Here is a 24,736-nt window from a genome sequence, read left to right on the forward strand (position 1 = left end):
GGTAGCCAGATGGGTAGCTAGAGCGGAATTTCCGCCTAGCACCCACCCTAAGCCATTGAAGTTAAAAGAAGATCCTGAATCGATGCGAGTCGCTACCTGGAACGTCAACTCTTTGAAGGTCCGCCTACCGCACGTGCTGCAGTGGCTGGCTGAGCGCGAAGCCGACACCACGCCCATCGACCTGCTCTGCCTGCAGGAACTCAAGCTGCCCGATGATCGCTATCCGCTGGCCGAGTTGGACGCCGCCGGCTATGCGTCGTTGTTCACGGGTCAGAAGACATACAACGGTGTCGCCATCCTCGCGCGCAAGGCGTCGGTGCCTGAAGGCCGCGATGTGGTGAAGAACATCCCTGGTTTTGCCGACGAGCAACAGCGCATCGTGGCCGCCACGTACGAGGTGGACGGTGGCCCGGTTCGCGTGATTTCTGCGTACATTCCGAACGGGCAGGCGCTCGATTCTGACAAATTCGTCTACAAGCTGCGCTGGCTGGAAGCACTGCAGGCATGGCTGACGAGCGAGATGGCGGCAAACCCGCGATTGATGCTGCTGGGCGACTTCAACATCGCCCCCGAAGACCGCGATGTGCACGACCCAAAGAAGTGGGAAGGCCAGAACCTCGTGTCGCCGGAAGAACGCGCGGCGTTTCGTGCGATGCAAGGCGCCGGGCTGGTCGATGCCTTCCGCATGTTCGAGCAGGAAGACAAGCTGTTTTCGTGGTGGGATTACCGCATGTTTGGTTTCAAGCGCAATGCCGGCCTGCGGATCGACCACATCATGCTGTCGCCTGAACTCGCCAAGCTGTGCGAGTCGTGCCATATCGACCGCGTGCCGCGCACGTGGGACCAGCCATCAGACCACACGCCCGTGGTCGCCGCCTTGCGTCGCGCATAAGGAGCGCCCCGCATGGCCTCTGCCTTCAAGCACCGCAATCTCCCGCATCTCCTGCTGCGCGCCCGTGAGACATTCATGGCGCGCTTTCGGCCGATCCTGCGCGAGCACGGCATTACCGAGCAGCAATGGCGCGTGCTGCGTACGCTCAACGATAACGGCGACATGGAGCCCAACCAGCTCGCCGATGCGTGCCTGATCCTGAGCCCGAGCCTGACGCGCATGCTGGCCGCGATGGAGCAGTCCGAGATGATCGTGCGGACAAAGTCGTCGGTGGACCAGCGCCGGCAGGTGATTTCGCTCACCCCCAAGAGCCGCCAGTTCCTGGCCGACGTGGAGCCGCAAGTGGATGCGGAATACGCACGCATCGAAGCGCAGTTGGGCCGCGCACGCCTCGACGCGCTCTACACCACAATCGACGAGTCGATCCACGTCATGGAAACACACACGCCGATTGGGCGTTTCACAGGCGACGAGTAACGCCCGTCAGTACACGCTGCCGGCTGCCTGCGGCTTGGCAGCGTCCTCCCCCTTGAATGCCTGCGCCAGCCGTTCGGCGCTGCGCGCCAGCAGCGTGACATCCGTCCCCACCGCAACGAAGGTCGCACCGAGCGACAGGTAGTGCTTCGCCTGCGCCTGATCCGCCGACAGAATGCCCGCCGCCTTTCCGGACGCAACGATGCGCTGGATCGCGCCGTCGATCACCTTGCGGACTTCCGGGTGCGCCGGCGCGCCGAGGTGCCCCATGGATGCCGCGAGATCGCCAGGGCCAATGAAGACGCCGTCGACGCCTTGCACGGCAAGGATCGCATCGAGATGCTCCAGGCTCTCTGCGGTTTCGACCTGAATCAGCGTGCACATCTGCGCATCGGCCTGGTGGAGGTAATCGTCTACGCGGTTCCAGCGCGATGCGCGGGCCAGCGCGCTGCCAACGCCGCGAATGCCGTTCGGGGGATAGCGCATCGCTTCAACGGCGGCACGCGCCTCGTCGGCGTTCTGAACCATTGGCACGAGCAGGGTCTGCGCGCCAATATCCAGCAGGCGCTTGATCTCGACCGGATCGTTCCAGGCAGGCCGCACGATGGGATGCGACGCATACGGCGCAACCGCCTGCAATTGCGCAAGTGTCGATTGCAGTTGATTCGGTGCATGCTCGTTGTCGATCAGCAGCCAGTCAAAACCGGCACCAGCGACGATCTCCGCTGGGTACGGATGCGTCATTGCGAGCCACAGGCCGATCTGCGGCCGGCGCTCGGCCAGCGCACGCTTGAAGTTGTTCACCGGGAGCTGCATCGCGAGGACATCCTTTGAGCGTTAGACGGTTAGACGGTTAGACGGTCAGACAAAATGGCAGGCAATGCTGCCAAGCGGACCGTAGTCGCAATGGAATGTATCACCGGGCCGCGCGGGCACCGGCCGCGTGAACGAGCCGCCCAGGATGACCTGCCCTGGCTCCAGTGCGACGCCGTGCGGCGCTAGCTTGTTGGCCAGCCAGACGACACCGTTGGCCGGGTGGTTCAGCACGCCGGCTGCCACGCCCGTCTCTTCGATGACGGCGTTGCGTGAAAAGATGGCACTGACCCAGCGTAGGTCCACATCGCGCATGCGGATGGGCCGACCGCCCATCACAACGCCGGCATTGGCCGCGTTGTCGGCAATCGTGTCGAACACTTTGCGCGGGCGCCCGCTGTCTGGATCGATCGTTTGCGAGCGCGCGTCGATGATCTCCAGCGCCGGTATTACGTGGTCCACCGCGTCGTACACATCGAACAGCGTCACCTCAGGCCCCTCCAGCCGCTTGCCGAGCACGAAGGCGAGCTCCACTTCCACACGCGGCACGATAAAGCGGCTGGTGGGGATCTCGCCTCCCTCGGCGAAGAACATGTCGTCGAGCAGCGCGCCATAGTCCGGCTCGTCGATCTGTGAAGACTGCTGCATCGCGCGTGACGTCAATCCGATCTTGTGGCCCTTCAGCCGCCGCCCCTCTGCCTGCTTCATCGCGACCCATTCGCGCTGGATGGCGTAGGCGTCATCGATGGTGATGTCGGGGTACTCAAGCGAAACCTGGCGAATCTGCTTACGGTCGATCTCGGCTTGGTGCAAGCGGCGCGCGATCGTCTGGATGGTCGTGGTGTCGAGCATGGGTCAAGCCTTGCGAAAACGCGCGTGAATGTTGTTGTGCTTATAGCTGCCGCCCTCGTCGAATTCGGTCAATTCCATCGACAGCGCTAGATAGCGGCGCGCAAAGGCTTGCGCAAAATGTGCCTTCATGGCCTCGAACAGCGCATCGCACGCGGCCTTCTTGACGGCGGGCGTGCGGCCCGCTGCAATCTTGAGCGTGACGTGGACGAAAGCATCGTCCTCCTTGCCGTCCGCCACGCGGTAGTCGGTCAGCTTGATGGCGCGCGAGCGAATACCGCCAGTGGGAAATACGCCGTTCTGCGCAATCAGCGTCTCGTTTACCGTCTGCAGCAATTCCGGGATGCGGGCGTCGTCGCCCAGGTTGTCGGTGTATTCGACGATCACATGCGGCATGGCGACCTCCTCATACTCCAGTTTGACCGCGCGCGGGCAGCGGGAAGATCGCGTTGATCTGCCCCGTGCCAGAACTGGGGAAATACTCGGTGACGACCTCGACGCCCTTGTCATAGGCATCCCAGCCTAAAAGGCCGAGCAGCATGGCCGTGTCGTGCATGCCGCCCTCGCCCTCGCACAGCGATGCGTATTCGGGCAGCATCGCGCAGAAGGTCTTCCAATCGCCCTGCTTCCATAGCTCGACCACGCGCAGATCGACCTGCTTGAAGAATTCGCGGCTGATCTGGTGGATGGATTCTTCAGGGCTGCCGTTGTCGTTGAAGCGGTGCGAGAGCGATCCGCTGGCGAGAAATGCGACGGTGCTGTCGCTAGCCTCGATGGCTTCGAGAAGCGCGGCCCCGAAGCGGCGGCTTTCATCCAGTTTGTGCCAGGCGCACCAGCCCGCGATCGACACGACCTTGAAGTGCTGGTCGCTGTTCATGTACCGCATCGGCACCAGCGTGCCGTACTCAAGCTCGAGACTGTCGATTTCGTGCGCACGCGTGAACACACCGCGCGCCGTTGCCGTCTCCGCAATCAATCGGCCAAGCGCCGGGTTGCCCGGATACGCATACCGCATGTCCTTGATGAAATGCGGCAACTCGTTGCTCGTGTAGACGCCGTCGAAGCGCGCATTGCAATTGACGTGGTAGCCGGCGTTGACCAGCCAGTGCACGTCGGACACGACGATGGTGTCCACCCCCAGGTCACGGCAGCGCTGCCCGATGATGCGGTGCCCCTCAATGGCCGCCTCGCGGCAGCCATGATGCTTGCCCGGGAGCTCCGACAGGTACATCGACGGCACGTGGGTGATTTTCGCGGCCAAGGCCAGCTTGCCCATGGTGTCTCCTTCCGCCTTTGTTGTGGTGTCTCCGGCGGTGCGTCAAACGCCCCAGCGCGGAATGTGGTGGCTACCCATCGAGATACAGACGTTCTTGATCTCGGCAAACACTTCCAGACTGTACTCGCCGCCCTCGCGCCCGGTGCCGGATGCTTTCACACCCCCAAACGGCTGGCGCAAGTCGCGCACATTCTGGCTATTGACGAATACCATGCCGGCCTCGATACCGCGCGCCACACGGTGCACCTTGCCCACATCCTGGGTCCAGATATACGAAGCCAGGCCATATTCCACGTCATTGGCGAGTTTCAGGCCATCAGCTTCATCCTTGAATGGGATCAGGCAGGCCACAGGGCCAAAGATTTCTTCCTGCGCAACTCGCATGCGGTTGTCGACGTTGGCCAGCACCGTGGGCGCGACGAAGTTGCCGTTCTTGAGGTGGTCGGGCAGGCCCGCGGGCTTCTCCGCACCGCCGGCCAGAATCTTCGCGCCTTCCTGTTCGCCCAAGCGGATGTAGCCCGTGACCTTCTCCCAATGAGCGCGCGTGATCATCGAGCCGACATTGGTCTTCTCGTCCGCCGGATCGCCCACCACAAGCCGTTTGGCACGCTCGGCAAATTTGCGTACGAAATCGTCGTAGACGCTCTCTTGCACGAAGATGCGCGAACCCGCCGTGCAGCGCTCGCCGTTGATCGAGAAGATGGTGAACAGCGATGCATCCAGCGCGCGATCCAGGTCCGCATCATCGAAGACGAGCACGGGCGATTTGCCGCCCAGCTCCATCGAGAATTTCTTCAGGCCGGCACGTTCCATGATCCGCTTGCCGGTGGTCGTGCCGCCGGTGAACGACACCACCCGCACATCCGGATGGCGCACCAGCGCATCGCCGGCCGTGGCGCCATAGCCTTGCACCACGTTCAGCACGCCCGGCGGAATGCCGGCTTCCAGCGCCAGACGGCCGAGTTGATCCGCTGTCAGCGGCGACAGTTCCGACATCTTCAGCACGGCCGTATTGCCCAGCGCCAAGCACGGCGCAACCTTCCAGGTGGCCGTCATGAACGGCACGTTCCACGGTGAGATCAACGCGCACACGCCCACCGGCTGATACAGCGTGTAATTCAGCATCTGATCATCGACGGGATACGTGCGGCCGTTGACCTGCGTGCACACCTCGGCGAAGAAATGGAAGTTCTCGGAAGCACGCGGAATGAGCTGCTTGCTCGTCTGCGCGATCGGCAGGCCGGTGTCCATCGTTTCCAGCGCGGCCAGGTGCGGCACATTCTGCTCGATCAGCTCGCCCAAACGGCGCATCAGCTTGGCGCGCTGCTTGGCTGGCGTGTTGGCCCAGGCCGGGAATGCTGCCTTGGCTGCCGCTACCGCCGCGTTGATCTCGGCTTCACCGCCCGACGCCACCTCAACGATGGCCTCGCCCGTCGCCGGGTTGGTCGTGATGAAACGCTCGACGCTGTCGACCTGCCGGCCATCGATCCAATGCTTGACAGGGTCCATGTTGACGGCGCTCATGCGGGCTCCTTGTTCGGTTCTTCGGCAACGATGGTGCTCACCAGCCTGCCGATGCCTTCAATTTCGGTAATGACCTCGTCGCCGGGTTGCGTGTCGGCCAAGCCCTCGGGCGTGCCTGTCAGGATCATGTCGCCGGGGCTGAGCGTCATGAAGCTGGAGAACCACGCTATCAGCGCCGGAACGTCGAAGATCATGTCGCGCGTATTGCCCTCTTGCGTGACTCGGCCGTTGACGGTGGTGCGCAACGCGAGGTTCATCGGGTCGGGCACGTCATCTCGGTCAACCAGCCACGGCCCGATGGGCGTACAGGTGTCGCGGCTTTTCACGCGCAGATTCGGCCGGTAGTAGTTCTCGAGGTAGTCGCGGATGGCGTAATCGTTGGCCACCGTATATCCAGCCACATAGTCATAAGCGTGCTCGCGCGGCACATCGCGCGCGGTCTTGCCGATGACCACGACCAGTTCGCATTCGTAGTGCATGAACGCAACGCCAACCGGGCGCACGGTGTGGGCGCGATGGCCAATCAGCGTATTCGGCCCTTTCAGGAACGCGAGCGGCTCCTCGGGCGCTTTGAAGGCCAATTCCTTGGCATGGTCGGCGTAGTTCAGGCCCAGCGCGAAGACCGTGCGCGGCTCGACCGGCGGTAACCAGACGACCTCGGCTTCGTGCAAGACGCGGCCGTCAGCCAGTCTCAGGCGGGTGTCGTCGCCGGGCATGGCCGTGGCGTGATGGATCGCGCCGTCATAGGCAATACGCGCGTGTTTCATCGCGAAACGTCCGATTGGCGGATCAACGTCGTCGTCAGTGTGCCCACGTGGGCGATGTCGATATCGATGCGATCACCGGCCCGCGCCAGCGGCGGATTCTCCGGCATGCCAACGAGCAGCACATCGCCTTCTTCCAGCGTCATGAATGCCGTCACGTCGGCGAGCAGTTGTGCGACAGGCCGCACCAGCGTCGAGGTGTTTGCACGCTGTTTGATCTCACCGTTGATGCGCACGGTGATATCAAGTGCATCAGCGTCAGGCACATCATCGCGGTCCACTGTCCATGGTCCCATCGGACAAAAGCCATCGCGACACTTGTGACGGATCGCTGGGCGGTAGTAGCTCGCATGCGGCACGGTCAGGTCGTTGACGATCGTGTAGCCGGCGATGAAATCCGCGGCGTGCAGCGCGCGCACTCGCGTGGCAGTGCGACTGATCACCACGCCGAGGCAGGCACCGGCCCAAACGCCATCGACGTCTGCCGGCAGCACCACATCGCGGCCATGGCCAACGCGCGTGTTTGCCGGCTTGAGATACAGGATGGGCGCCTTAGGAGGCGCTTGGTAAGGCGGCGCAGATAGCACATCGCCAAGCGCATCCAGTTCGCTTCGGTAGTTCAGCAACGCGCCAACGACGGTACCTTCGACCGGCGGCAGCCAACGCAAGGAACCCCCGGGCTCTGCGGCGGATGCGAACACCTTCTCCACGACTTGACCTTCCGGCGATACGAGTCTGCCTCGCAGCATGGCGTCTCCTGCCTCCCCATATAATTAACATGTTAATCATCTGATCGGATTGCAGCCATGTCAAGTCGGGAAACTGCGGCGCAATGAAAAAGCCGGCCACGCGGACCGGCTTTTCAGGCGGCGGACGATGTGTCCGCCATGCAGAGCATCGGGCACGCCGATGTCTACGCAGGCAATCGATCAGACTCAGATCACCGCAATATGCGCGCGCTTGACCACGATCGGTTGCGGCAAGTCATCTAATCCATGAGATCGCTGCACGCAGTCTGCAATAAGCACGCGGGCGGCATCCTGGATCCGCTCTTGGCCAGCCTCGAAGGCTGCCTGAAGCGACAACACCTGATCACCTTCCAGCCCTTCCCAAAGCGCCTCGCGCGTTGCCACGCAAGTCACCTTTTCACCGTCGACCAGTGCGTCGAACAGCAGGCCTTCGTTGTTGATGTCGTACGCCTCTTTCTTTTCGAACTTGATTTCCATCGTCAAAGCCCTCCGATTGCAATGGACAACAACGCACACGCTGTTGCGTGGAAACTTTGCGGGGGGGCCGGCAAGGTTTCGTCAGACATTGGTCTGGCTGCACAGATCATTTTAACCACAGCTTGCGATGCACGTGCGAGCGTCATATGCAGCATCGCAGCCATTGAAGGGTGGCTTGAGGCCTCCATCCTAGGCGGCATCAGGCTTCGCGCGCCCATCGTCGGAGCTATGCTTTTTTGTCAGGGTCGCGCACTTGCTCGTTTGAGCAAAGCGAAAGCCACATGCAAGGCGCGTGCCGGACGTGCAGCCAAACGGTGCCTGCTCATGCAACCACATGGTTTGCGACACGTTGATGTCAACGCCGGATGCGCTGGAACCATCGCCCAAAAAGAGCGGCGGTTGAACGCAATACATCGGCGTTGTAATAGTTGCGCACCGACTGGGGAAAAAACACCCAGCCGGCGACCTGAACGGCAGTGTTTGGCCGCGTGGCAGCCATGTCGTCAGGGAATGGACGCGCGTTCTTGATCAGTGGACCGTTTCGGAAACTGGCGCAGCGCCATGTTCCGACGTGTGCAGCAGCGAACGACGACGTGCATATCCGAAGTACACCAGCAAACCGATCGCGACCCACACCACAAAGGCGATCCAGGTCACGGCCTGCAGATGGCTCATCAGGAACAGGCACATGCCGATGGCCAGCAGCGGCACCACCGGCACGCCAGGGCAACGGAAGCCGCGATGCAGGTCCGGTCGCGTACGGCGCAGCACCAGCACGGCAACGGCAATCAGCGAGAATGCCGCCAGCGTACCGATGTTGATCAGCTCCGCCAGCACATTCAGCGGGACGAACGCAGCAATCACCGCGAAAACGATGCCGACCACCCAGGTGTTCAGGAACGGCGTCGCATAACGCGGATGAATGTGCGACAAGCGCTTGGGCAGCAGCCCATCGCGCGACATGGCGAAGATGATGCGGGTCTGGCCGTACGCCATCACCAGAATCACGGTCGTCATGCCGATGATGGCACCCAGATCGACAAAGCCCGCCACCCAGCTTTCACCAGCCATCTGCAACGCTAGCGACACGGGGTGATCCACGCCCGCAAACTTCGCGAACGGCACGATGCCCGTCATGATGGCGGCCACCAGCACATAGAGAATCGTGCAGACCGCCAGCGAACCGATGATGCCGATCGGCAAGTCGCGCTTGGGATTGCGCACCTCTTCGGCCGCGGACGTCACCGCATCGAAACCGATAAAGGCGAAGAACACGATGGCCGCCGCGCCGAACACGCCTTCCATGCCGAACGGCATAAACGGCTGCCAGTTGGCGGGCTGCACATGGCGCACGCCCACGACGATGAACAGCAGCACCACCGTCACCTTGATCGCGACCATGATGTTGTTGGCGCGCGCCGATTCGCGAATGCCGAACGACAGCAGCGTCGTGATGAGCAGCATGATCACCAGCGCCGGCAGGTTGAACAGCGTCTGCACGCCCGGAATTGCACCCGGCGCAGCGGTGAGCGCCACAGGGAGATGGAGACCGAAGCCAGACAGCAGTGATTGGAAATAGCCGGACCAACCCACCGAAACAGCAGATGTGGCCAAGCCATATTCGAGCATCAGATCCCAGCCGATGATCCAGGCGACCAGCTCGCCCATCGTGGCGTAGGCATACGTATAGATGGAGCCCGACACGGGGATGGTCGAGGCGAATTCGGCGTAGCACAGCGCGGCAAACCCGCAGGCGAGCGCGGCGAATACGAAGGACAACGTTAGCGCCGGCCCAGCTGTCAGCGCGCCGGTGCCGGTCAAAACGAAGATGCCGGTACCGATGATGGCGCCGACGCCCAGGAACGTCAGGTCCAAGGGCCCGAGGACTTTCTTCAGGCCGGTATTGCTGTGACCCGTGCGGATCATGTGATCCACGTTTTTGGTACGAAACAAACTCATTGACTGCGTCTCCTGTCTGCGTGCTGCCGAATGTGACGGCATGCACTGTCGCGCACGTGTGGTGCGCGGCGGCGGATTATGCAAAAAAGCGGGCATTCTACTCGCTGGCGACATTCCGCCCTTCTATCGCCGTCATGCAGACAGGAAAATAGGACAATTCGTATCCGATTGCCGGCTCGGCCGGTTCAATCTCAGTCGGTGCCGGCCAGGTCTTCGGCAAACAGCGGTTGCTGGCGCGCATGCGCATCCGACTCATATAGCCGCACGCCCACGCCGAGCAGTCGCACGGGAATGCCGCGGCGTTCAAACCCCTGCGCCAGCAGCTTGGAGAACACCGGCAAGGACACCTGCGGCGAGATGCACTCGACCGTCGTGCCACGAAAATCGGCAAAACGCAGCTTGACGTAGGTTTTGTGGATCATGTTGCCTGCGCGGGCACGCTCGACGCGGGCGGCAAGCTGCTCGACGAGGATGAGCAACTCGCGCTGGCAGTCATCGAGCGTGCGCAGATCGGTGGCGTAGGTCTCTTCCACACTGACCGACTTGCGGATCTGCGAGGGTTGCACCTGCCGATGATCAATGCCGCGGCAAAGGTCGTGAAGCCGAAAACCGAACACGCCGAAATGCTGCTGCAAGCGGTCGGTGCCCCAGCCGCGTAAATCACCGCAGGTTTCTGCACCCAGGCGGCGCAGCTTGGCAGCGGTCACCTTGCCCACGCCGAACAGGCGATCGACGGGCAGCTCCGCCACAAACGCGTCAATCTGCTCCGGCCGCACGACGAACAAGCCGTCGGGCTTGTTCCAGTCACTGGCGATCTTGGCGATGAACTTGTTGGGCGCCACGCCGGCCGACACGGTAATGCCGACTTCTTCGCGCACGCGGCGGCGGATGTCTTCAGCGATGCGCGTGCCACTGCCCGCAAGCATCGGACTCTCGGTCACGTCCAGGTAAGCCTCGTCCAGCGAGAGCGGCTCCACCAAGGGCGTGTAGCTGTGATAGATGGCAAAGATCTGGCGCGCGACCTGGCGGTACTTTTCCATGGACGGCGGCACGATCAGCAAGTCCGGACAGCGCTTGACGGCCTGCGCCATGGGCATCGCCGAATGGATGCCGAACTTGCGCGCCTCGTAATTGCAGGTTGCGACCACGCCGCGCCGCTCCGGCCGCCCACCCACGGCCAGCGGCTTGCCAACCAGGCGCGGATCGTCGCGCATTTCGATGGCAGCGTAAAAACAATCGCAGTCGCAGTGGATGATCTTTCGCACGGCACAAGGCCAGAACCGGCCGCAGGAAGCCGCGTCGGTGTCGGGCTTGCTCGTTCAGGAGGAACGCAAGCGTATCAGCTTCCGCCGGCTGCGCATGCAACGCCGCGCAACAATGCATTTCGCCGATATTGCAGCGCAACATCGGCGAATGAGGGACGGGAAGAAGACGGCTTAGCGGCCGATATCGTGCGCCACGGCGCCGAGTTCGTCGTTCAGCGCGTGCTGCTCATCGCCAGACAAGCCACCGCGATGCTGGCTGGCCATGTCGTTGGCTTCCTGGCGGATGCGGCGCAGGCGGTCGCGCAGGCCGTCAGCGCGGTACGGATCGATGTAGCCCTGCGATTGGCGAACGTCGATACGGTGGAATTCTTCCGCGAGGCGGCCCTGGATTTGGTCAAAGCGTGCGCGCGGGTCCACGGGCGCCGCAACGGGAACCGGCTCACGCACCACCACCGTGCGCGTTGGCTGCGGGGGCGCCACGACACAACCGGCCATGGAGGCCGCCAGCACTGCGCACAGGGTCAGACGCGGAAGAATCGACATGATTGGGCTCGTATTGTCGTTGTAGAAACGCGCAGTCGCGCGAGGACTGGCGCTATCTTACGAACCGCTTCACGCAAAGCTGTGACGATTGGTAACAGCAGATTACTTCCGCGACAGCTCCGGTGGTTCGACCGGCGGCGGGGGTTCATCGGGCGATGGCAGATCGGGGGGAATTCCCGGCGGCGAAGGCTCGTCGGGTGGGGGAACGGTATGTGCGGGCAGCACGCAATTGACGGACATGGTTTCCCTCCGGGCAAAACGCATTGACAATCTAGTACGCGATTCGCATGCCAACAAGTCACTCCGCCCAACCCATGCACGACCTGCCCACCGCCCGCTTTCAGGATCGCACGCTCATCCGCATCGGCGACACGCGCGCCGATGGCTCCATGCTGCTGCTCGCGCCGGAAGCCGGCGGCCGGTTGGTGCGCTGGCGCCATCGCGGCGAAGACATCCTCTTCTGGCCCGAACCGGCCGATTGGTCCAATCCGGCCAAAGTGCGCGGCGGCAATCCGCTGCTGTTTCCCTTCATCGGCCGGCATTTTGTCGATGGCGAAGTCGGTCGCTGGCGCGACGCGCGCGGACAACTTCACGCGCTACCGCAACACGGCTTTGCTCGCGACCTGCCGTTCGAGGTGGAAGACGCAAGCGACGCGCACATCGTCATGCTGCTGCGCGACAGCCCTCAAACGCGCCAAGGCTATCCGTTCGCCTTCGAATTTCGCGTGACGTACCGGCTGATTGACGACGGGTTGGAGGCGACCTTCTCCGTGAAGCATCCGGACGAAGGCGACGCACATGCGCCGATGCCCTTCTATGCGGGCCATCATTTCTACTTGGCGCTACCGCATGCACTGCGTGGCGCAACCGAGCTGTCGATGCCGCCGGCGCGGCTATCGCGCCAACTGCCCGATGGCAGTCTCGCCAGACCCGAGCCGGGGCGCAGGACCTACCAGCTCAACGACCCGGCTCTGCAAGACCGCTATCACCTACTCGATGACGCCGGGCCGGCCACGCTGGTCATTCCGCCGCATGCAGAAGCGCCGCTCGGGCGGCGTATTCGTTTCGAGGTGGACGGCGCGCCGGTGCCCTGGCACGCCATCACCACCTGGACAGAAAACGCCACGTCGGACTTTTACTGCGTCGAACCATGGATGGGCCTGCCGAATGCGATCCACCACGGCGAAGGCCTGCACCTGCTCTCCTCCGGCGGGACCCGACAGGCAACCTGCCGCCTGCGGATCGCTCGCTAACTAACGCGGTCAGAGCTTCTCGTAGGCCTGAACCGCGTCCATCACGCGCGCCGAGTACACCAACGCGGCCCCGGCATTGAGCGAAATCGCCACGCTCAGCGCGTCGGCAATCTCCTCATGCGTTGCGCCATGCTTGAGCGCCTCGGCAGTGTGCACGGTGATACAGCCATCGCAACGCGCGGTCACTGCCACGGCCAGCGCGATCAGTTCGCGCGTCTTCGCGTCCAGGCTGCCCGTTGTCGCAGCCGACAGCGTCTTGTAGCCCTTGACCGTATCCGGCGTGATCTGACCGATCTCGCCAATGCGACCCAGCAATTCCTTCCGATACTCGACCCAGTTCAGCATGATGTGCTCCTGCGGTGTGGCGCTGGCCCGATGCCGCGCCGTTGGGAAGAGTATTGACTTGACGCGCGATCCGTTGAATACTTGATAAACGCAATTTCTATCGAAATCGTCTCAATGGATGCGCTCAGCCAATTCATTCAACTCACCCGGCCGCAGGCCAGCCTCGATTTGCGGTGCCTGTTCCAAGGGCCGTTCTCGATCCCACACGATCCGGAGCCGAATGGCCAAGTGCTGTTCCATCTGGCGCTGTCGGGCAGTTGCCTAGTCGACACTGGCGGCCGCACGCTCACGCTGCGCGAAGGCGATTTCATCCTGTTCCCGCGTGGCGAGGCACACACCATTCACGACCTCAGCGCTGCCGACGCACCCACCCGGAAACCCCGCAACTCGCATGACGGCATGCTGCCGCTGCGCCGAACCGGCCGGGGGGCCGCCGACGTCGATCTGCTTTGCGGCCGCTTCGTTCACGAGCACGGCTCGACCACGCTGCTGGTGCGTACGCTGCCCGATCCGCTGCACGTGTCATTGAGCGATAGCGCGTCGTATCCGGCACTGCAAGCACTCATTGGGCTGATGCGCGACGAAGCCGAAACCCGCGCGCCCGGCGCGCTGGCGATCGTTACCTCGTTGAGCCAAGCATTGCTGACAATGGCACTGCGCGTGTACGGACAGCAGGAAAACGCGAGCCCCGGCACGCTGACGTTGCTGTCAGACGCGCGCCTCGGCCCGTCCGTACAAGCCATGCTCAGCGCGCCAGAGCGTGCGTGGACCATCGACACCCTCGCAGATCTGGCGGCGATGTCACGCGCCACCTACGCGCGACACTTCAAGGCGCGCGCCGACATGACGGTGTGGGACTTTCTCACGCGCGTGCGCATGACGCTGGCATGCGACGCGTTGGTCCATACGCGGCTCAGTGCAGGAGAAATCGGCGCGCGTGTCGGCTATCAATCCGAGGCGGCGTTCGGCAAGGCGTTCAAGCAGCAACTGGGGATGACGCCGGCGCGGTATCGGCGCGCGCCGGGTTGATCATCCGCCAACGTCGCGGCCATCGCTAGCGCTCGGGCTTGCGGCGAGTGCTCGTTTTCGCGGTGCTTTGCGACCGGTTGGGCTCGCGTACCGGGCGCGTTCCTGTGGCCACCCATTCGCCGTAAAAATCGATCTTGCCGTCGATCAGCGCGAGCGAGCGCGTCCACTCGGCGATCATCTGCGTCACCTGCGCGCGATGTGCAATCAGCAACGCATGTCGAGCCTTCAAGGTGCTGCGGCCCTCACACACTAGCGCTGTGTATTCGCGCATCTGTGCGACCGACATTCCCGTATTGCGCAGGCGCTCCATCAACTCAAGCCAGTTGACGTGCTGCTCGGTATAAACACGTCGGCCCGTCGCATCGCGCGCAACGCCGGGAATCAGCCCCTGGGCCTCGTACCAGCGAATCGTATGAATGCTGCGGCCCGTGCGTTCAGCCAAGGCACCGATCAGCAAGCGAGCCGGATCGCGCTCAGCCATGGGACTCAGTGGAGACAGCCGCCGGATCGCCAAGCACCCGGTTGACGAGATCGGTGTCGAAGTACTCGATCAGTTCGCGCATCTTGCCCTCCTGCATGTGGATGACGAAGCAGTACTGATTGTTATAGGCAACGCCATCGCGCGTCGTGTTACGGCCTTGCGCTTCTACGACCACGGTATCGCCATCGGCAGTAAAGCGGTTGGCAACGGTCGTGATGCGGCCGAGCTTCGCACGCAGCGGAGCGAACAGTTCGCCCAGCACCGTCTGCTTGCCTGCATAGCGACGAGACCACTGCGTCGTACCAGTGCAAACCCAGCAGAAATCATCCGCCATGAGATCAACGAATGGCTTGGCGTTGCTCACAGCCAGTTCGGCAAAAGCGGCCTGCAAGATCTGCTTGTTCTCGAGCGCGTTCATGGAAGTCTCCTAGTGTGAACGCTCTGATTACAGATGCTAGAGCGCACTCTAGCGCAAGGATTTTCTTTGCCGCCGCCCGGCGCAACATGGCCACACGTGGCTTGATCGAACTGCGAGCGAACTACTAGTCATCGGTGCTACGCCTCTGTTATACTTTCAGGCTTCGGGGCGTAGCGCAGCCTGGTAGCGTACCTGCATGGGGTGCAGGTGGTCGGAGGTTCAAATCCTCTCGCCCCGACCAAACAAAAGCCAGTGTAATCAAGCGGTTACACTGGCTTTTCTATTTCTCCGCGCAGCGCGGTTGGGGCCGAATATTTGACAGTGTCCAATATTCGAGTGCGCTGATCCGACGCCCCGTGCCGCAGACTCCCTATTCCACGCTCACCTCGCGCTCGTACGAGTGGCACGGGTACGCACATCAGTGCCGCCCCGCCGGCAAACCGGCCTTCTACGACGAGCAGTATCCCGGCACCTACAACGCCCGCCGCGACAACCTACGCGGCTTCTGGAAAGGCCAATACGGCCACACGCACGGTCTTGTCCTGGTCGACGCCTTCTATGAGAACGTAACCGGGCCAGACGGCAAAAACGTCGTGCTCGAATTCCGACCCGACCCGCCACAGACCCTGCTCGTCGCCTGCGTGTGGTCACACTGGCGCGCGACCAAGCCGGGCGAGAAGGATCTGCTGTCGTTCGCCATCATCACCGACGATCCGCCGCCTGAGATTGCCGAGGCCGGGCACGACCGCTGCCCGATTCCGATCAAGCCGGAGAACATTGATGCGTGGCTGAATCCCGAAGCTCGCAGCCTCGATGCGGTAGACGCGATTCTTGAGGACAAGCTGCGGCCCTATTACACGCACCGCAACGCGTCTTGACTCCCCCCTTCGACACCTTGGAGCGCATCGCCATCCTCGATACCCGTCCGGAATTGGCTTACTCTCACGAGGTTGCCTCGTACGCGCAACCACAGCAAAAGACCAAAGGATGATCCGTTGATGGGTTGCGAAAAGTTCTATGTCATTACCGGTGCTTCAGGCGCCGGTAAGTCGACTCTTTTGAACGCGCTCAGCGAACGAGGCTTTTCAGTCATGCCCGAGGCCGCGCTTTCAATCGTTCACGAACAGGAAAAATGTGGGGGAACGCTGCTTCCTGGCACCAACCTGCAGGCATTCATGAACGCGGTTGTAGCGCGAAACATCAAGGCGTACGAGGCGGCAAAATCCCTCCCTCAACCTGTGTTTTTTGATCGTGGCATTCCCGAATGCTTCGGTCACATGGAACTACTCAACCTCGACATCAACCCCGAGTTCATTGAGGAATCGAAAGCGCGGCGCTATGCAGCTACCGTGTTCGTGGCAGAGCCTTGGCCCGAGATTTACGTTTGCGATCAATGGCGGCGCGCGCCGTTTGAGCGCGCCGCACGCTCGTTCGAGCCGACCGTGCTGCCCTATGTAAAGGAGGGCTACAGAACACGCGTGCTTCCCAAAGTAACGGTGGAACGGCGGGTTGCATTCGTTCTTGAACACTTGCGCACCGACTGAAGTTAGACGGTTCAAGGACCTAGCGTGCAGGCTATACGGCCCGTCGTGGCGGCCAATACTATGAGAACACCCGTCACATTCCTGATCCTCATTGCGGCATTGAGCGTGCCCGCAGGCTCGCTCGCCTTCGAAAAGCTCACCAACGGGGTCGACCTATCTTTCGCACCAGGCTCTGCTCAATTGACGACGGCCGAACGGGTCAAGCTTGTTCGCCTGCTTGAGATGATCAAAGAGAAGTGGTGTCCGCTGGAAGGCGTAGGCGTGTCGTCTCATGTCGATGCGACGGAAGCGGCGGACGCCCCTGCCCGTGCAGCGCTCGCCAAGAAGCGGGCAGACGAGGTCGTGAGCGAGCTGAAGGCATTCGGGGTTCCCTCACACATCCTCTACGCTGAATCTGACAAGCACGTCGCCAGACCGCTCCCTTGGACAGGCATCGTGGAAGTTGAAGCCGTCGGGGGCAGTTACCAAATGCCGTGCCCTAGCCCGCAGAATGAGCACGGGTTTCACGTGCCCGTTGGCCACTGAACGGTTCACTGGCGCAGCATCGCTACTCCGATTTGCGCAACTCAAAGACCATCCTCTTCCGGGAAGTTAGATGAAGCGTGCAGCCATTGGCTTGACAGGCTTGCTCTATGGTGCGCTGCTGGCTTGGACCTGCCTCTACGTTATCAGCCGTATAGGCTGGTCATTGTCGAACAAGGCGTCTAGCGAATCCTACGAAATCGACAAGTGTCCGGTTCCATGGTGGGTTCTTCCTTCGCTGATCTTCTACATCGTTGGACCGGCGATGCTCTTTACTGTGCTCAATGCCATCGCTTGGAAACGTTGGTCATTGACGAAGTGGGGCTTGGTCTTTTCTATCGCCACTGCAGGAATCGTCGGGCTGTACTTCCTGCCGTACGCGCTGCGTTAATCTGCTCGACAATTGAAGACCTGACCAAGCAAGATGAGTACGCCGGTGCCATCTGGGCGATCGTTGAAATCGACGACGAGGAGCCTGACCGCACCCCGGAGCGCATCAACGTGTCACTCCCCCGCTTCGTGCTCAGAAAGCTGGATCGGTTTGCCGAGAAACGGCGTGAAACACGCAGCGGGCTTCTGGCCCGCGCGGCCGTGGAGCTTATGGCGCATGGGTAGGACGGGCGGCCGGCTGACCGCCACTCATTCCTGCCAGTGCGATACGGAGTTACATCGCCAGGGTCGCCCCAGCTGTCTCTAGAAGACCTTTACTCCGCTCTTCCCGGCGGTGTGCAGGCCGGGGAAACAGCATCCGTCCTCAAGACACCGATACACCCAAGAGGTGCCCGATGCCGAATGTGAATGCCGCAGCGACAAGCCCGATGACAACCTGTCGAACAGCAGAAAACGCGGCGCTTCTGCCGTTAAACAGGGAGGTGAACAACCCTATGGCTGCAAGGGCGAGAATGCTGAAGGCAACGCACTGAAGAACTGCCACCCTGCCCGACGACCACAAAAATGGCATCGCAGGGAATATTGCCCCCATCGAAAAGAGGCAGAAGGACACCGCCGCGGCGGACCATGGATTGCCGCCCAGTTCCGCCGGATCAAGGCCGAGTTCTTCGCGCGTCAAGGTATCGAGTGCCTTGCCTTTATCCTTCATGATCTGCGCAGCGACACGCCCTGCCTCTTCATGGTTCAGACCCTTCGCGCGATAGATCAGACGAAGTTCATGCTCTTCGGCCTCGGGAGTGTGTTCGAGCTCGTCAGCCTCCTTGGCGATCTGTATGGTCGCAAGTTCTCGGGCGTTGGTTACCGACAGCCACTCGCCGAGCGCCATCGAACAGGCCCCGGCGACGATCCCCGCTAGCGCAGTCAACAGGATGGCCTTGTTTTGCGCTCCGGCGCCGGCAACGCCCATGATGAGGCAGAAATTGGACACGAGGCCATCGTTGGCGCCAAGGATCGCGGCGCGCAAATCATTGCCCGACGATACGCCCCGGTGCCATGACTCAGCGATGGCGATCTCCGCACCTTTCGTTGCTTCGGGCCTGCCGTCGTTTGCCAGCTGTTGCACCACGCTTGCGTGATGGCGCTCGTCCTCGGACATTCTGGCTGTTTCCGGATTGCGAGCATATTTGTTTCTGTCGGCAAACTCCGCGGCTGCAAGTGAGGGAAGGACGAATCGCGGACCAAATAGATGAACGAGTCCTTGCATCAGCAGCGTTTTCACGCCGGGCCGGGTACTGAACCGCTGATGATTTGCCTGAAGTTTGTCAGACCATACTTTCGCATGCTCGCGCTCCGAGGCGGCCAAACGACCGAATATCTTCTTCCTTTCGGGGTTCGATTCCACACGCGCGAGCGTCTCGTACACCGCCGCGCCATGCAGTTCATCGGCCAGGTTTGCGCGATAACGCTTCAGTTCGTGCTTCGATACCATAGGGGATGGAAGACAGGTCAAGGTCTGCACAGCATATCGCTGTAGCTGGCGAATGCTGGCGATAACCGCAGAACGTGCGATTACCACGAATGGAAATCGTTTTTATTCTCGCTGGACGGGCTGGCTGATCGATCCGCTCTGCGCAAGTAAGTTGAGGCCAGTGAGCTCCTAGGCGGAGATCGACAGGCGGTTCTTCATGCCGGTTACGCCGGCATGCTCATCGTCCTGCAGCACGACGACGCCAAAGAGCCCGTCGTCATCTCCGCCGGCAGCTGTCGGCACAAGCGCGCCCGCGCGCTGACTGACTTTGCGCGGGCGTCGGTGCAGATTTCGGATTTGATTGAGGCGGGGATGTTGCAAGTGTGGATGGGCTCGCATCGCTGGCCGGGTTGGCGTCGGTGCAGGCGACCGTCGATTCACTGCCCCCCCCCTCGAAGGCAAAGGGTTCGGTTGGTGGAAGCGACCAAGCCATGATCCTTCTGCCCATCTCATTCAGTGACGCGACCTCCGTGGGAACCGCAAACTGGACGGACGAAGAAGTAACGGCATCGCCCCCGCGATTCCGCCTAGAACTCAATTGCGCAATGGCCCGCACCGTCGTAGACAAACGCGCGCACCAACACGTAGTCAACGTACATTGGGTCCATTGAGCCGCCCGTGGATATCGGCCGCCCAGCCGCGACTGGGCCGCTCGATCGTCAGGTTGCGCAGCTGCGGTGCCTCACTCTCGGCTGAAATGCCTGCCATTATCTCGTGACGACGATCGAGTAAGGAATGCTCCCCGTGACGACCGCCCCAACGCCCGTCAGCGCGCCGGTGGTGGCGTTGATAGCGTAGGCCGAGACAGTGTTGCTACCGGTATTGGCCACATAGACGAACTTGCCGCTCGGATCGACCGTGACTGAGTAGGGAAGGATTCCCGTGCCGACCGAACCGATGGCCGTCAGCGCGCCGGTGGTGCCGTCGATGGCGTAGGCCGAGACAGAGTTGCTATTGTAATTCGCCACATACGCGAACTTGCCGCTCGGGTCGACCGTAACCGAGGCGGGGGCGGTGCCCGTGGGGACTGAGCCGATGGCCGTCAGCGCCCCGGTGGTGGAGTCGATAACGTAGGCTGAGACAGTGTTGTTAGCCTCATTTGCTACATAGGCAAACTTGCCGCTCGGGTCGATCGTGACCGAGTAGGGGTTGGCACCCGTACCGACCGAAACAATGGCCGTCAGCGCGCCGGTGGTGGCGTCGATGGCGTAGGCCGAGACAGTGTTGTCAGCCTCATTTGCCACATAGGCGAACTTGCCGCTCGGGTCGACCGTGACCGAGTGAGGGTTGGCCCCCGTGCCGACCGAACCAATGGCCGTCAGCGCGCCGGTCGTGGCGTCGATGGCGTAGGCCGAGACATTGTAGTTACCGGCATTTACCACATAGGCGAACTTGCCGCTCGGGTCGACCGTGACCGAGTTGGGGGCGCTACCCGTGCCGACCGAACCAATGGCTGCCAACGCGCCGGTGGTGGCGTCGATGGCGTAGGACGAGACGGTGTTGCTACCGGTATTTGCCACATAGGCGAACTTGCCGGTCGGGTCGACCGTGACCGAGGCGGGGGCGATATCCGTGGGGGCTGAGCCGATGGCCGTCAGCGCGCCGGTGGTGGCGTTGACAGCGTAGGCCGAGACACTATTAGACACGCTACCGTTATTCGCCACATAGGCGAAACGCGGCACCGGCGCCCCACAAGTGACGGCCACGCTGGTCACATTGGCCATCGCCGTGCCGCTGTTGCCCGTCACCGTACAGGTCTGCAGCGGCTGGTACGGCTGAGTCTTGATCGTGACGGCGTAGGACGCGCCGCTGGCCAACGACGTGGTGAACGTGAAACTGCCGTTGGCCGCAATCGCCAGATCGTTACCACCGTTATCCTGCAACACCAGCCCAGAACCGGCCAGGCCGCTAACCGCGCCGCTGACGGTATAGGTATTGGTCGCGCAGACCACGGCAACGTTGTTCACATTGGCACCGGCAACAGTGCCGTTGCCATTGTTGACGGTACAGGTCTGGGCCGGAGCGCCGGGCGGGGTCTTGACCGTCACGGAGTAGCTCGCGCCGCTGGCCAACGGCGTGGTGAACGTGAAACTGCCGTTGCCCGCAATCGGCAGGTCGTTGCCACCGTTATCCTGCAACACCAGCCCGGTACCGGCCAAGCCGCTGACCGCGCCGCTGACGGTATAGGTATTGGTCGTGCAGGCCACGGCAACGTTGTTCACATTGGCACCAGCAACAGTGCCGTTGCCATTGTTGACGGTACAGGTCTGGGCCGGAGCGCCGGGCGGGGTCTTGACCGTCACAGAGTAGCTCGCGCCATTGGCGAGCGGAGTGGTGAAGCTGAAACCGCCATTGGCCGCAATCGTCAGATCGTTGCCACCGTTATCCTGCAACACCAGCCCGGTACCGGCCAAGCCGCTGACCGCGCCGCCAATGGTGTACGTATTGGCCACGTTGGGTCCGGCAGGAACATCCGCATTGCCGCCGCAGGAAGCCAGGGCTGCGATCAGGACTGCGCCCACGGCGTGGGACAAGAAGGTGACCTGATGGCGGCGAGCGCGAAAAGAGATCATGTCGGTAGTCGGTGATTACTGTTTAATGAGGCAACTGTTGGAGTGTGGATTAGCAGCGTAACTTGCTGTCAATCTTCGCCTTCGATGAATCGCTTCATGGGCCGCCCCGTGCTGACAAGTTGCTTCAGTCTAGGCGAAGCACTAGTGTTTTCACACAGCCTAGGCCGACAGCGGACGTTCGCGCCCAACCGATTTTCTGACGCCCGTCAGGGCTCGACACAAACACCAGCACCCTCAAGCGCACGCTCGCGCGCCTGAAAATACCTCAATTTCTCAGCATCCCGCTCAGCCCCGGCGAAGAGATCGACAAGATCCGCTGCATCCTCTCCAGATAGCTCACATCGGCCGGCGGCTCCATCGCCCAGGCCGGCGCCGGGCTGATCTTCACCTGCGCCGGCACGGGCGTCGGGCCGGCAACGGGCGCGCACTGACATCCGTACATCACCAGCAGCGAGAGCGCGCTGCAGGCGCGTGTTCTCAGCGGTGGCATGTTGCATCTCCGAGAAATGGGTACGGTCGAGCGCGTCGAGCTGGTCGGTAAGCTGCCGGTGCCGGGCGATTGCAGCCTGCAGCGCGGTCACGACGGTATCGACGGCGACCTGGCGCTCGCGGGCGTGGTCGCGTTGCATCTGCTCGATGGTCGTCTCGTACCGGTTGGCTTGCCAGCCCCACGCGGCTGCTGCAGCCACCGCTGCCACTGCAAGGAGCCGGACGATTGCGAAGTTCATTGGCTTTGCCTTGTCGGATGATGTGGGTGACCCACAGGCCCGCCACCGCCAGCGCGCAATGCAGTTGGACGGTGGCGATGTCGTGATTGGCGCCAAGCGCGGTGGATGCACTGCCCAGCGCGCACAGGGCGACCGCGCACAGCAGCAGCGCGCCGCGCAGCCCATGCGGAATGGCCTGCGTGAGGGCAGACCAAGCCGCGCCCCCGCAGATGGCCACGAGCGCCACGATGTCGATGGCGGTAAGCACGTCGTTTTGGCTGATCGTCATTCCTTGCGGCCTCCTGTCCAGCGTTGGGCTGCCTGCTGTGCTGGCGTGGAGATGCCGAAGCGCTTGCACGTGGCCTCGATGTGCGGCCACCAGCGATTGGCGAGCGCGGGCGGCAAGGACGCAGCCTTACTGAAGGTGTGTTTGTTCATGGCTTGGAAAAGAAAAAGCCCGCCGGATGGCGGGCTGTTTGGGATGCGCCCGCAGTTGCGAGCGCGTGTGTCTTGTTACTTGGGCGGCGCGGGAATGACCAGGTTGGTGACCTTAGCCGCCTTCTTCGGCTTGCCCTGCCCCGCCTTGGCCTTGCCGCTGTTGCCGCCGTTGAGGCTGACGTTCACCAGCCAGCTTTTGTTGGCGTAGATGTGCGTGACCGTCTCGGCCAGGTAGTCGCCATCGGCCTGGGCTTTGAAGCATTGCAGGCGCAGGGCCTTCTCGGCGCTGATATCGGCCCGGCCCATGAGTTCGAGCTCGCCTTCGGCGGTGCTGCGGTTCATGTCTTGCAGCTTGGCCTTGGCTGCAGCGCGGGCCGCTGACAGGCTGGCGTGCATGTGTCGATCGGTATGTGTGGCCTGCGCGGGCCCGCCGTCGGGCGCATCCGGGTTCGGGATGTACAGATCGATCTTGCGGCCGGTCTTGGCATCGTGCGCGCGGGTTCTGACACCGCCGACGCTGCTGCGGTCGGGGAACGTCAGGCGGTAGCGCATCAAGTCTTCCGGCCGCAGCACGATCGGGGCGAGCGGTTTGCCCTCTGCGGATTTGCCGCGTATCACGATGGTGACGGGCGGGCCGCTCAGTTCGATCTCTTCAACGGCATACGTACCGCGCGTTGATAGGCCCTTGCCCACCCAGTCGAAGGAGATGCGCAGCGTGGCGCCCTTGGGCGGGAAGGCGATCTTGCCGTCGCGGTCATCGAGGCGGATCAGGACACCCGTCGCGGAAACCGTTGGCTGGCGCGGATTTGTGACTCATTACGTATCTGCATGGAGTGCAGGTGGTCGAAGGTTCAAATCCTCTCGACCCGACCAAAAAAAAGCCCGCGTAACGGATCACGTTACGCGGGCTTTCTCGTTTCTATCTGCGCCCTTCTTGCCTGCAATATTGGCTTATGGCTTATCGGTACGCAGAACTTCCAACACGGCCGACAGCTCACGCCGCAAGCTCTGAACATCAACCGAACCACACGCCGCGGCGGAGATCGGCGCCGCGACTTCCATTTCCTGCTCATCGGCCTCGACCGGCGATGCGGCGGCCACACCATGCCGCAACTCATCCAGCCGGTTCCGCGCGCCATTGATCGTGAAGCCCTGCTCGTACAGCAGCTCGCGAATACGCCGGATCAGCAGCACTTCATGATGCTGGTAGTAACGCCGATTGCCGCGTCGCTTGACGGGCTTGAGCTGCGTGAACTCCTGCTCCCAATAGCGCAGCACGTGCGGCTTGACGGCGCACAGGTCGCTCACTTCCCCAATGGTGAAGTAGCGTTTGGCAGGAATCGGCGGCAGGTTGACCCGCTCCGTGTGTTTATCGGCGGCCATACAGGGCTGAACTACAGGGCTGGCGAAAGAAACGGATTGAACAGACGGCTGAACGAGATCACGCAGCAGAATTACGCGACATCGACCGGCAGCGGCTCGACGCGCTCTTCAACGAGCGCCTTGAGCTTCTGACTGGCATGGAACGTGACGACGCGACGTGCGGTGATGGGGATGATCTCCCCCGTCTTTGGATTTCGGCCCGGACGCTGCGGCTTGTCGCGCAACTGGAAGTTACCGAAGCCGGACAGCTTGACACTGTCGCCCTGTTCGAGCGCCTCGCGAATCACGTCGAAAAACGCCTCGACCATGTCCTTCGACTCACGCTTGTTCAAGCCGACCTGCTCGAACAGCATCTCGGCAAGCTCGGCTTTGGTAAGCGTCGGCACATCCTGACCGCGCGCATCACGTGCGTCGGCCAATGCTGCCGAAGAAGAACCGAGCGAGTCGCCCAAGGATGCCGCCAACGCTGGCGCGTGTTGATCGTTCATAGGATTCGCTTAGCGTATTCGATCCGAATGCGGAGGTTCGTTCGAGCGGTCT

General features: G+C 62.1%; 30 protein-coding genes and 1 tRNA gene. 10 read left to right on the forward strand and 21 right to left on the reverse strand.

Annotated elements, in window-relative coordinates:
* The first annotated feature begins 82 nt into the window (after nucleotides 1-82).
* Together xth and hpaR are read left to right on the forward strand one after the other, a co-directional pair.
* Entirely contained in the window at nucleotides 83-892 is an 810-nt protein-coding gene (xth, locus tag NKG59_RS18575) for an exodeoxyribonuclease III (protein ID WP_253539834.1), read from the forward strand.
* A gap of 12 nt (nucleotides 893-904) precedes the next feature.
* Nucleotides 905-1,369 carry a homoprotocatechuate degradation operon regulator HpaR gene (gene hpaR, locus NKG59_RS18580; protein ID WP_045203164.1) on the forward strand — a complete coding sequence of 155 codons (465 nt, stop codon included), beginning with the start codon at nucleotides 905-907 and terminating at the stop codon, nucleotides 1,367-1,369.
* Between the two features lie 6 nt (nucleotides 1,370-1,375).
* On the opposite strand, the gene hpaI is transcribed toward hpaR, so the two are convergent.
* The 11 genes from hpaI to NKG59_RS18635 all read right to left on the reverse strand — a co-directional run bounded on the left by hpaI (nucleotide 1,376) and on the right by NKG59_RS18635 (nucleotide 11,585).
* Complete coding sequence (hpaI, locus tag NKG59_RS18585) at nucleotides 1,376-2,182, reverse strand: 4-hydroxy-2-oxoheptanedioate aldolase (RefSeq protein WP_253539835.1); 807 nt, start codon at nucleotides 2,180-2,182, stop codon at nucleotides 1,376-1,378.
* 45 nt (nucleotides 2,183-2,227) lie between these two features.
* Nucleotides 2,228-3,031 carry a 2-oxo-hept-4-ene-1,7-dioate hydratase gene (hpaH, locus tag NKG59_RS18590; protein ID WP_253539836.1) on the reverse strand — a complete coding sequence of 268 codons (804 nt, stop codon included), beginning with the start codon at nucleotides 3,029-3,031 and terminating at the stop codon, nucleotides 2,228-2,230.
* A 3-nt stretch (nucleotides 3,032-3,034) separates the two neighbouring features.
* A complete protein-coding gene (locus NKG59_RS18595; RefSeq protein WP_253539837.1) occupies nucleotides 3,035-3,424 on the reverse strand; it encodes a 5-carboxymethyl-2-hydroxymuconate Delta-isomerase in 390 nt (129 codons plus the stop codon).
* Between the two features lie 10 nt (nucleotides 3,425-3,434).
* Nucleotides 3,435-4,304 (reverse strand): 3,4-dihydroxyphenylacetate 2,3-dioxygenase, encoded by an 870-nt coding sequence (gene hpaD, locus NKG59_RS18600; protein ID WP_253539838.1) that lies wholly within the window; start codon nucleotides 4,302-4,304, stop codon nucleotides 3,435-3,437.
* Between the two features lie 42 nt (nucleotides 4,305-4,346).
* The gene (gene hpaE, locus NKG59_RS18605; protein WP_253539840.1) at nucleotides 4,347-5,828 is read right to left on the reverse strand and encodes a 5-carboxymethyl-2-hydroxymuconate semialdehyde dehydrogenase; all 1,482 of its coding nucleotides are present in this window, start codon (nucleotides 5,826-5,828) and stop codon (nucleotides 4,347-4,349) included.
* Nucleotides 5,825-6,595 carry a fumarylacetoacetate hydrolase family protein gene (locus NKG59_RS18610; protein ID WP_253539850.1) on the reverse strand — a complete coding sequence of 257 codons (771 nt, stop codon included), beginning with the start codon at nucleotides 6,593-6,595 and terminating at the stop codon, nucleotides 5,825-5,827. The genes hpaE and NKG59_RS18610 overlap by 4 nt, the downstream gene beginning before the upstream one ends.
* Nucleotides 6,592-7,341 (reverse strand): fumarylacetoacetate hydrolase family protein, encoded by a 750-nt coding sequence (locus tag NKG59_RS18615; RefSeq protein ID WP_253539854.1) that lies wholly within the window; start codon nucleotides 7,339-7,341, stop codon nucleotides 6,592-6,594. Before NKG59_RS18615 ends, NKG59_RS18610 begins: the two co-directional genes overlap by 4 nt.
* Before the next feature lie 186 nt (nucleotides 7,342-7,527).
* Nucleotides 7,528-7,818, reverse strand: a complete 291-nt coding sequence (locus tag NKG59_RS18620; protein ID WP_024975517.1) for a DUF1488 family protein — start codon at nucleotides 7,816-7,818, stop codon at nucleotides 7,528-7,530.
* Between the two features lie 528 nt (nucleotides 7,819-8,346).
* Nucleotides 8,347-9,777 carry a branched-chain amino acid transporter BcaP gene (locus NKG59_RS18625; protein ID WP_301288189.1) on the reverse strand — a complete coding sequence of 477 codons (1,431 nt, stop codon included), beginning with the start codon at nucleotides 9,775-9,777 and terminating at the stop codon, nucleotides 8,347-8,349.
* A 191-nt stretch (nucleotides 9,778-9,968) separates the two neighbouring features.
* Complete coding sequence (gene dinB / locus NKG59_RS18630) at nucleotides 9,969-11,042, reverse strand: DNA polymerase IV (protein WP_315862602.1); 1,074 nt, start codon at nucleotides 11,040-11,042, stop codon at nucleotides 9,969-9,971.
* A 171-nt stretch (nucleotides 11,043-11,213) separates the two neighbouring features.
* Nucleotides 11,214-11,585 carry a hypothetical protein gene (locus tag NKG59_RS18635; protein ID WP_253539856.1) on the reverse strand — a complete coding sequence of 124 codons (372 nt, stop codon included), beginning with the start codon at nucleotides 11,583-11,585 and terminating at the stop codon, nucleotides 11,214-11,216.
* Nucleotides 11,586-11,899: 314 nt separating this feature from the next.
* Here NKG59_RS18635 and NKG59_RS18640 point away from each other — a divergent pair, with 314 nt between their 5' ends.
* Nucleotides 11,900-12,838: an aldose epimerase family protein gene (locus tag NKG59_RS18640; protein ID WP_253540120.1), complete on the forward strand. Its 939-nt coding sequence runs from the start codon at nucleotides 11,900-11,902 to the stop codon at nucleotides 12,836-12,838.
* Between the two features lie 9 nt (nucleotides 12,839-12,847).
* Here the strand turns inward: NKG59_RS18640 and NKG59_RS18645 are convergent, their stop codons facing one another.
* Nucleotides 12,848-13,183: a carboxymuconolactone decarboxylase family protein gene (locus tag NKG59_RS18645; RefSeq protein ID WP_253539858.1), complete on the reverse strand. Its 336-nt coding sequence runs from the start codon at nucleotides 13,181-13,183 to the stop codon at nucleotides 12,848-12,850.
* 114 nt (nucleotides 13,184-13,297) lie between these two features.
* Between NKG59_RS18645 and NKG59_RS18650 the strand changes: the two genes are divergently transcribed.
* Nucleotides 13,298-14,212 (forward strand): cupin domain-containing protein, encoded by a 915-nt coding sequence (locus NKG59_RS18650; RefSeq protein WP_253539860.1) that lies wholly within the window; start codon nucleotides 13,298-13,300, stop codon nucleotides 14,210-14,212.
* A gap of 25 nt (nucleotides 14,213-14,237) precedes the next feature.
* On the opposite strand, the gene NKG59_RS18655 is transcribed toward NKG59_RS18650, so the two are convergent.
* Together NKG59_RS18655 and NKG59_RS18660 are read right to left on the reverse strand one after the other, a co-directional pair.
* Nucleotides 14,238-14,693, reverse strand: coding sequence for a MerR family transcriptional regulator (locus NKG59_RS18655; protein WP_253539862.1), 456 nt, complete (start codon nucleotides 14,691-14,693; stop codon nucleotides 14,238-14,240).
* A complete protein-coding gene (locus NKG59_RS18660) occupies nucleotides 14,686-15,111 on the reverse strand; it encodes a nuclear transport factor 2 family protein (protein ID WP_253539864.1) in 426 nt (141 codons plus the stop codon). The genes NKG59_RS18655 and NKG59_RS18660 overlap by 8 nt, the downstream gene beginning before the upstream one ends.
* A gap of 164 nt (nucleotides 15,112-15,275) precedes the next feature.
* Between NKG59_RS18660 and NKG59_RS18665 the strand changes: the two genes are divergently transcribed.
* The 6 genes from NKG59_RS18665 (at nucleotide 15,276) to NKG59_RS18690 (ending at nucleotide 17,792) form a co-directional block, all read left to right on the forward strand.
* Nucleotides 15,276-15,352, forward strand: a tRNA-Pro gene (locus tag NKG59_RS18665).
* Between the two features lie 115 nt (nucleotides 15,353-15,467).
* Entirely contained in the window at nucleotides 15,468-15,989 is a 522-nt protein-coding gene (locus NKG59_RS18670) for an SOS response-associated peptidase family protein (RefSeq protein WP_253539866.1), read from the forward strand.
* Between the two features lie 120 nt (nucleotides 15,990-16,109).
* A complete protein-coding gene (locus tag NKG59_RS18675; protein ID WP_253539868.1) occupies nucleotides 16,110-16,655 on the forward strand; it encodes an AAA family ATPase in 546 nt (181 codons plus the stop codon).
* A 60-nt stretch (nucleotides 16,656-16,715) separates the two neighbouring features.
* The gene (locus tag NKG59_RS18680; RefSeq protein ID WP_253539870.1) at nucleotides 16,716-17,180 is read left to right on the forward strand and encodes an OmpA family protein; all 465 of its coding nucleotides are present in this window, start codon (nucleotides 16,716-16,718) and stop codon (nucleotides 17,178-17,180) included.
* Nucleotides 17,181-17,250: 70 nt separating this feature from the next.
* On the forward strand, nucleotides 17,251-17,568 hold the full coding sequence (locus tag NKG59_RS18685; protein ID WP_253540145.1) for a hypothetical protein: 318 nt from the start codon (nucleotides 17,251-17,253) through the stop codon (nucleotides 17,566-17,568).
* Nucleotides 17,496-17,792, forward strand: coding sequence for a type II toxin-antitoxin system HicB family antitoxin (locus tag NKG59_RS18690; RefSeq protein ID WP_253540125.1), 297 nt, complete (start codon nucleotides 17,496-17,498; stop codon nucleotides 17,790-17,792). Before NKG59_RS18685 ends, NKG59_RS18690 begins: the two co-directional genes overlap by 73 nt.
* 139 nt (nucleotides 17,793-17,931) lie before the next feature.
* Here the strand turns inward: NKG59_RS18690 and NKG59_RS18695 are convergent, their stop codons facing one another.
* The 7 genes from NKG59_RS18695 to NKG59_RS18725 all read right to left on the reverse strand — a co-directional run bounded on the left by NKG59_RS18695 (nucleotide 17,932) and on the right by NKG59_RS18725 (nucleotide 24,684).
* A complete protein-coding gene (locus NKG59_RS18695) occupies nucleotides 17,932-19,056 on the reverse strand; it encodes a VIT1/CCC1 transporter family protein (protein ID WP_253539872.1) in 1,125 nt (374 codons plus the stop codon).
* Nucleotides 19,057-19,802: 746 nt separating this feature from the next.
* On the reverse strand, nucleotides 19,803-21,668 hold the full coding sequence (locus NKG59_RS18700) for a beta-propeller fold lactonase family protein (protein ID WP_253539874.1): 1,866 nt from the start codon (nucleotides 21,666-21,668) through the stop codon (nucleotides 19,803-19,805).
* A 206-nt stretch (nucleotides 21,669-21,874) separates the two neighbouring features.
* The gene (locus NKG59_RS18705) at nucleotides 21,875-22,396 is read right to left on the reverse strand and encodes a lysis system i-spanin subunit Rz (protein WP_253539876.1); all 522 of its coding nucleotides are present in this window, start codon (nucleotides 22,394-22,396) and stop codon (nucleotides 21,875-21,877) included.
* A 264-nt stretch (nucleotides 22,397-22,660) separates the two neighbouring features.
* Nucleotides 22,661-22,813 carry a hypothetical protein gene (locus NKG59_RS18710; RefSeq protein WP_253539878.1) on the reverse strand — a complete coding sequence of 51 codons (153 nt, stop codon included), beginning with the start codon at nucleotides 22,811-22,813 and terminating at the stop codon, nucleotides 22,661-22,663.
* Between the two features lie 75 nt (nucleotides 22,814-22,888).
* Complete coding sequence (locus NKG59_RS18715; RefSeq protein ID WP_253539880.1) at nucleotides 22,889-23,506, reverse strand: hypothetical protein; 618 nt, start codon at nucleotides 23,504-23,506, stop codon at nucleotides 22,889-22,891.
* Between the two features lie 258 nt (nucleotides 23,507-23,764).
* On the reverse strand, nucleotides 23,765-24,196 hold the full coding sequence (locus NKG59_RS18720) for a MerR family transcriptional regulator (RefSeq protein WP_253539882.1): 432 nt from the start codon (nucleotides 24,194-24,196) through the stop codon (nucleotides 23,765-23,767).
* A gap of 71 nt (nucleotides 24,197-24,267) precedes the next feature.
* The gene (locus NKG59_RS18725) at nucleotides 24,268-24,684 is read right to left on the reverse strand and encodes an integration host factor subunit alpha (RefSeq protein WP_092969979.1); all 417 of its coding nucleotides are present in this window, start codon (nucleotides 24,682-24,684) and stop codon (nucleotides 24,268-24,270) included.
* Between the last annotated feature and the right edge of the window lie 52 nt (nucleotides 24,685-24,736).

This window comes from Ralstonia chuxiongensis (assembly GCF_024158925.1).
GTDB lineage: Bacteria > Pseudomonadota > Gammaproteobacteria > Burkholderiales > Burkholderiaceae > Ralstonia > Ralstonia chuxiongensis.

Excerpts from the sequence above, each read along its gene's own strand:
- NKG59_RS18710 (WP_253539878.1), bottom strand. The coding sequence starts at position 22,813 with ATGAACAAACACACCTTCAGTAAGGCTGCGTCCTTGCCGCCCGCGCTC.
- NKG59_RS18660 (WP_253539864.1), bottom strand. The coding sequence starts at position 15,111 with ATGAACGCGCTCGAGAACAAGCAGATCTTGCAGGCCGCTTTTGCCGAA.
- NKG59_RS18725 (WP_092969979.1), bottom strand. The coding sequence starts at position 24,684 with ATGAACGATCAACACGCGCCAGCGTTGGCGGCATCCTTGGGCGACTCG.
- NKG59_RS18680 (WP_253539870.1), top strand. The coding sequence starts at position 16,716 with ATGAGAACACCCGTCACATTCCTGATCCTCATTGCGGCATTGAGCGTG.
- xth (WP_253539834.1), top strand. The coding sequence starts at position 83 with ATGCGAGTCGCTACCTGGAACGTCAACTCTTTGAAGGTCCGCCTACCG.
- NKG59_RS18620 (WP_024975517.1), bottom strand. The coding sequence starts at position 7,818 with ATGGAAATCAAGTTCGAAAAGAAAGAGGCGTACGACATCAACAACGAA.
- NKG59_RS18685 (WP_253540145.1), top strand. The coding sequence starts at position 17,251 with ATGAAGCGTGCAGCCATTGGCTTGACAGGCTTGCTCTATGGTGCGCTG.
- NKG59_RS18695 (WP_253539872.1), bottom strand. The coding sequence starts at position 19,056 with ATGGTATCGAAGCACGAACTGAAGCGTTATCGCGCAAACCTGGCCGAT.
- NKG59_RS18595 (WP_253539837.1), bottom strand. The coding sequence starts at position 3,424 with ATGCCGCATGTGATCGTCGAATACACCGACAACCTGGGCGACGACGCC.
- NKG59_RS18650 (WP_253539860.1), top strand. The coding sequence starts at position 13,298 with ATGGATGCGCTCAGCCAATTCATTCAACTCACCCGGCCGCAGGCCAGC.
- hpaR (WP_045203164.1), top strand. The coding sequence starts at position 905 with ATGGCCTCTGCCTTCAAGCACCGCAATCTCCCGCATCTCCTGCTGCGC.
- NKG59_RS18700 (WP_253539874.1), bottom strand. The coding sequence starts at position 21,668 with ATGATCTCTTTTCGCGCTCGCCGCCATCAGGTCACCTTCTTGTCCCAC.
- hpaH (WP_253539836.1), bottom strand. The coding sequence starts at position 3,031 with ATGCTCGACACCACGACCATCCAGACGATCGCGCGCCGCTTGCACCAA.
- NKG59_RS18635 (WP_253539856.1), bottom strand. The coding sequence starts at position 11,585 with ATGTCGATTCTTCCGCGTCTGACCCTGTGCGCAGTGCTGGCGGCCTCC.
- NKG59_RS18625 (WP_301288189.1), bottom strand. The coding sequence starts at position 9,777 with ATGAGTTTGTTTCGTACCAAAAACGTGGATCACATGATCCGCACGGGT.
- NKG59_RS18705 (WP_253539876.1), bottom strand. The coding sequence starts at position 22,396 with ATGAACTTCGCAATCGTCCGGCTCCTTGCAGTGGCAGCGGTGGCTGCA.
- NKG59_RS18645 (WP_253539858.1), bottom strand. The coding sequence starts at position 13,183 with ATGCTGAACTGGGTCGAGTATCGGAAGGAATTGCTGGGTCGCATTGGC.
- NKG59_RS18720 (WP_253539882.1), bottom strand. The coding sequence starts at position 24,196 with ATGGCCGCCGATAAACACACGGAGCGGGTCAACCTGCCGCCGATTCCT.
- hpaE (WP_253539840.1), bottom strand. The coding sequence starts at position 5,828 with ATGAGCGCCGTCAACATGGACCCTGTCAAGCATTGGATCGATGGCCGG.
- NKG59_RS18610 (WP_253539850.1), bottom strand. The coding sequence starts at position 6,595 with ATGAAACACGCGCGTATTGCCTATGACGGCGCGATCCATCACGCCACG.
- NKG59_RS18615 (WP_253539854.1), bottom strand. The coding sequence starts at position 7,341 with ATGCTGCGAGGCAGACTCGTATCGCCGGAAGGTCAAGTCGTGGAGAAG.
- NKG59_RS18675 (WP_253539868.1), top strand. The coding sequence starts at position 16,110 with ATGGGTTGCGAAAAGTTCTATGTCATTACCGGTGCTTCAGGCGCCGGT.
- hpaD (WP_253539838.1), bottom strand. The coding sequence starts at position 4,304 with ATGGGCAAGCTGGCCTTGGCCGCGAAAATCACCCACGTGCCGTCGATG.
- NKG59_RS18655 (WP_253539862.1), bottom strand. The coding sequence starts at position 14,693 with ATGGCTGAGCGCGATCCGGCTCGCTTGCTGATCGGTGCCTTGGCTGAA.
- NKG59_RS18640 (WP_253540120.1), top strand. The coding sequence starts at position 11,900 with ATGCACGACCTGCCCACCGCCCGCTTTCAGGATCGCACGCTCATCCGC.
- hpaI (WP_253539835.1), bottom strand. The coding sequence starts at position 2,182 with ATGCAGCTCCCGGTGAACAACTTCAAGCGTGCGCTGGCCGAGCGCCGG.